The following is a 5,576-nucleotide window of genomic DNA, read 5'->3' as shown; positions in this document are numbered from 1 at the left end:
TAGACTTGACACGTTGCTATCAAAGGCATTTTCAAGTCCTTCTTTATCCTGAGCAGGAGCTGTAAGACTTGCAAAGTCATCTGCTACAAGAGCGGTTTTCTTCATCACTAAAGCATCTTTAAGAGCATTAACTTTAGCAATTTCTGCTTTTGCCTCTTCTAGACTAATGTCATCATCTGCTTGACTGAGGTTGAAGACTGCTTCTTTCAAAGCATCCATACTTTCTTTGGTGTAGTTGGTCATGGCAACAGTTGGCAGATAGTTCTTGACAGCATTTTCTGTCATCATCTTACCAGTCAAGACGATCTCTTCGATTTGAAGTCTATCCATGATGAAGTCATTGTAACCACGGAAGTTGGCATTACCACCAGAATCTCCACGAGTATTGCTTGCGTTGCCTGTAGAGTAGATACCTACCCATGTATCGCCAGTTTCTGCACCTGTCACGAGGAAGGTTGCACGTTTAGCTTTTTTAGAATCTGTCCATGAGTTTGGTAATTCATGCATTTCCAAATTGCTTGCTTGTCCAGATTGGAATTCTCCCTTGCCGACTACGAATGCGTAAGTACTATCTGAACCAGCTTCATAGTCAAATGTGATACGGTAGGTCTTACCTGCTTCAAAGCGGAAGTTTTGTGGAATTGTTTGGTAAACCAAGTTACGACGACTCACAAGACCGTTGGTCTTGAGTGACCAATTTCCTTCGATAACGTCATCAACTTTCTTGCCATTCCAATCACGTTGTGTGTATGGACCATGTTTTTCAGACAAGTGAGTACGGTTGTCTTCAACACCTTCGATGCCACCAATGACAAATGGGAAGATACCTTGACCAACATTTTCAAAGTCTTGTTTGAAGACACCTGTTGCAGTATCGTGACCGTCACCGTACATATTTGATTCATTTTCAAAGGTACGGATTTCATCGAAGTAAGTTGCTTCATCGCCTGCTTCACGACTCAAGGTCAAGGTTACGTTTGATACATCTGAACCTGTTGTGAAGAAGGCATACATGTTTTGGAAGTAACTTGTGTTATCAACCGTTGCATTGCTTCGACGAGTATTGTGAGCATAGGCTTTTACATAGTTGAGAGCTAGTGACTTGTTGGTGTAGTTGGTTACTTCTTTTTCACCAGTATTAACAGTAATACTTGCTTTAGCATTACTACGGTTGTCTACACCGACATAGACTGCGTATTTAGTATTTGGCTTTAAGCCAGTCAATTTTTGAGTGAGACTAACTTTTTCTTTATTGCCTTGGATACGAAGCATTTGGTTTGCACCTTGAGACTTCACGATTTCAGCCTTAGAGGCATCTCCCGAAATCTTCCAATGATCCAAAGATTCACTGTTAAATCCTTGGTCATAGATATGCATACCTTCACTCCATGACATTTCAGGATTTGTTTGTTTAGAACGATAGAGCACATATGGCTGATTTGCAGTGAGATCAAGAGTAATCTTACCATCTTTCACAGCAACTTCTGTTTCTTCAGTCTTACCTTGGTCAGTTAGCTTATAAAGGTAAACTTTACCATTTGCCCAATCGCTAGGAAGTGTCCAAGTTGTTGCACCTGCTTCAGTATTGAAGTAGTACATTTTTTCCTTGTCACTCTCAAGCTTATTACCGTTCGCATCCCAGTTCCAAGGTGTCAAGTATGCTGAACCATCTTGGATAACACGACCATTGAGTGTAACTGTACGTTCACGATATTGTGGACTGTTGACATCGTTTGATTTACGAGTTACCACAACCTTGTTATTTGCAGCATCGACCAACTCGACTTTCATTTCTGGAGTCCATTTATAGGTACTACCATTGTCAGTCATGGTTACTGGTTTACCATCTTCCCATTTGCTGACTGTGAAGTGTTGGAAGTACTTAGTCATAACGTCATGAGCAAACAAGTTTGTTACATAACCGTTATAATCACTACGTCCTTGCCATCCTTCAAAGTCCTTCATGCTATAACCGCCTAGAAGTGGGTAGTCAGCTGCACCACCATAACTTCTGTAGTCTCCAACCCAAGAATCTTTTTGGTGGTTACGGATAAAGCGAGTGATGGCACTGTTAATACCTTTATTTGTATAGCCACCATAGGTCAAGTCAGCTGCCCAGTGTTGGAAGGTAGAATCATATTCACCACCATGGCCCCACTCAATAGCAAAGCGCCAACCTTGTTTGTTAATTTCTTTCGCAATAACGTGAGTTGCCCAGGCGCCGTTGTCACCTGATTGACCGTTACCCCAAACGTCGACGTAGATGAAGTCTAGACCTTCACCCAACTCTTTCTTCAACTCTTCCCAACGAGCTAGACGCCCATGAGCGAGGTCATAACCAGCATCAATATTGATACCTTGGTCAAGCCAGTTCCAACCGTAGCTGTAGCTGCCATCTGCATTTTTACGAAGAATATCTTCATTAAAATATTTAGACTCTGGATAGGTTTCTGAAGCATTTACGTGGATACCGAGGTGGGCACCGTATTTCTTAGCTTTCTCAATAAGAGTCTTAAAGTCTTCAACACCACCGATACGTTTACCGATGTCTGCATAGTTCAAGTGTCCAGAGTCATGTCCTTCACTTCCGTATCCTTTAAGGAGGACACCTTGGCCAAGACCATCGGTATGGAGGTTGATCTTCTTGATACCATCCAAGGTCATGAGGAATGGGTTTTGCGCTTGTGAACCAAAGTTCATAGCGATACGGTAAGCTGTAATGTCTTTAACTTTTTCCCATCCTTGTGGGTTGTTCATGATACTACGGTAAGCAATCGCACCATCTTGCCAGTCAACCTTATGGTCAGCATTGGCATCTTCAGTGATGACAACTTTTGCACTTGGAAGTTCTTGAGTGTAGGCTGGGAAGACAACTCCATTGTGGGCTTTTTCCCATTGCCATTCAGAGCTATGAATTTCCACATAGTTGGCATTGCCAATCGTATTCTTATAAGCTGTCAAACGTGTCCAGTCATAAGAACCACCACCATAGCTATTTTGTGAGTTGCTCCATACACCAGCAGCAAGCTTATCTGTTGAAACAAATCCGTACATATAGCCTTTGGCTAATTCTTTCATTGGATTTGTTACTTCGATATGGTCATCACCACTGACGTGAGTATTGTTTGACATGGTTGCCCCATCAAACTTAGCTCCTGCTTGATCGCTTGAAACAGATACCAAGGCATTTCCTAGGAAGCTGATTGAAGAAAGTAATTTACGTTCGTCATCAATCTTTTGTCCTGGTGTAACTTGGTTATGGTTGACAATCTTAGTCACATCAAAGTGAAGTTGGTTGTCCACCACTTGCAAACGAACTGTCATATCTGCATTGATGAGGTTTTCCTCATCACGGAGTTTCATTTCATACTCGGCAGTCGTTGCATTGACCTTCTTATAGGTAACTTCAGGAGTCACAGCGTGCTTATTAATCACAACTTGATTAATCGGTTGCACTTGACCTGGAAGCTTGTTGCCATTGAGGACGTACTCTTTAATACGTGGGAAGGCTTGGTCGATGACTGCTTTCAGTACTGTAGATTCGATAGTGTCGTATTTGACATTGCTATCATCTACTGTGTCGCCCTTTTCTTTTTCAGCGGCTTCTTGATCGTTTTTCACACCTTCTTGGTCATCAGTTTTGACATTGACAATGGTTCGTTCGCTGCTGTTATAGGTTCCAGCTTTAAGAACGATTTTCTTCTCATCTTTGAGTTTGTCATTAACTGCAGATGGCAAGGTCACTGTGTCAAAGAGTTTGACATCGTTGTTAGTTGCATTGAGCTGTCCATCTGATTTAAGGCTGATGGTCAAGTGGTTCTCAGAACCATTTACTGGAGCTGCAACACGTCCACCTTGGTACCAAAGTCCACTTCCATTTGACTTGTATTCCCAGAACCATCCACCTTGGTCGTAACCTACAAAAACGTTGTTATCAGTGTCTTTGAATTTCATGAAGACACCAAAGCGAGATTTACCTGTTTCAGATTCTTCTTTAAAGGTCAAATCAACTGTGGCATTTCCATTAGCATCGACTGTCAAACCATCTTTTTCAAACAAGGCTGGTTTCTTACCATTGTCATTTTGAGCAGTTGAAGCTAGTTGGTTGTAACGAACTCCATTTTCTTCACGGACCGTTACAGTTCCCTGCTGGTCTTTATTCTCAACCGTTTTCCATTCTGGAGTCACTTCTTTTGATTCAGCCGGTTTAGTTTCAGCTGGCTTGTTTTCAGCAGGTTTATTTTCTGCTGGTTTTTCTTCTTTCGGCTTATCTTCTTTTGGTTTCTCGTCCTTGTCCTCAACTTGTTTATCAAGTGCATCTAGACCTGCTGGTTTTGTTGTTTCAATGCCCTTGATATAGTTTTGAATCCATTCAAGCTGAGCTGGTGAGAAGAGAATCCCTCCACTGCGGCTTCCAACAACACCATTTTGGTGAATACCGATCAATTTACCATTTTCATCGAAAATTCCGCCACCACTGGCACCTGGTTCACTTCCTTGATAGCTAATGCCACGAACACCTTCACCATGATTATTGATGTCTTCAACTGTCGTATTTAGGATTGGAGAAAGTTTTCCAGTTGGATAACCAAACACGTGCACCTTATCTCCTACCTTAGTTGTCGCAGGCTTGTCAGTCACCTCAACAGGTGCATTGGCAAGAGGTGTACGAAGCTTAACGATTGCCAAGTCATTTTTATAGCCTTTGAGGAATCCTTCACGATCCCAATGTTTCACATCATTCTTACTGAATTTGACGTCTGGTGCTCCTTGATAAGAAACGGTATAGACATCTCCATCACTATCAACATTATCAGCTACCTTACGATTGTTGCCATCTGGAACATCTTTGATAAAGTTATGAGAAACAGACAAAACGAGATTTTCCCCAATAACAATACCACTACCAGTCCCAGCAGCGCTCTTAATTTCGACAGTCGCACCGTAGTTTAATACCCCATTTTTTGTTTTAGCGACATCTTCTGGGACTAAGCTTTTATCTTCTTTTTCTAGTTCTTCTTTTGAGGCAGTGCGACCATTTTCTTCAGCTTTATCAAGTTTTCCACGTAGTTCTTCAGGAAGAGTATCTGAAGCTGAAGAGCTTGTTGCAGTTTCTTTTTCTTTTGCTAGCAATTCTTCTTCAGTCTTTGGTCCTTCAGTTACTTCAGGAGAACCTTGGTCTTCACCAGGTTTTGGTGCTTCAAAGTCATGCCCATCATCCTCTTTAGCATTGGCAAGAGCCGCTGCCAAATCTGCTGGCATATTTGCTGTTGAACCTGTTTGCGCAGAATCTGCAAGAACAGTGCTAGTTCCAAAGAAAGCTGCACCAATCATAACAGAAGCAACCCCTAGTGAAAATTTCCGAATACTATATTTGCAACGTTTTTCAAATAATCCTTTATCCATCGGTTTTTTGTTCCTTTCAGTTTACCAAGTAAGCGTTTGCATTTTATTTTAAAAAAATATCCTCCTCAATTTTTAAACACTTCTAGATAAACATATAATTTTTTATATACCAATTTAATATATCAAAAACAGTTTAAAAAATCAATACTTTAACAGGTAAAACTAGTATA

1 protein-coding gene is annotated in these 5,576 nt (G+C 41.2%); it reads right to left on the bottom strand.

Features of this window, described 5'->3' with window-relative positions; all coding sequences use genetic code 11:
* The coding region (locus SINDD18_RS01970; RefSeq protein WP_081108236.1) for a SpGH101 family endo-alpha-N-acetylgalactosaminidase at positions 1–5,406 on the bottom strand (5,406 nt) is incomplete at its 3' end.
* Between the last annotated feature and the right edge of the window lie 170 nt (positions 5,407–5,576).

The organism is Streptococcus infantis (assembly GCF_001579645.1).
GTDB classification, from domain to species: domain Bacteria; phylum Bacillota; class Bacilli; order Lactobacillales; family Streptococcaceae; genus Streptococcus; species Streptococcus infantis_E.
The sequence above is the reverse complement of the archived record's forward strand: the minus strand, read 5'-3'. Positions and strand labels throughout refer to the sequence as shown.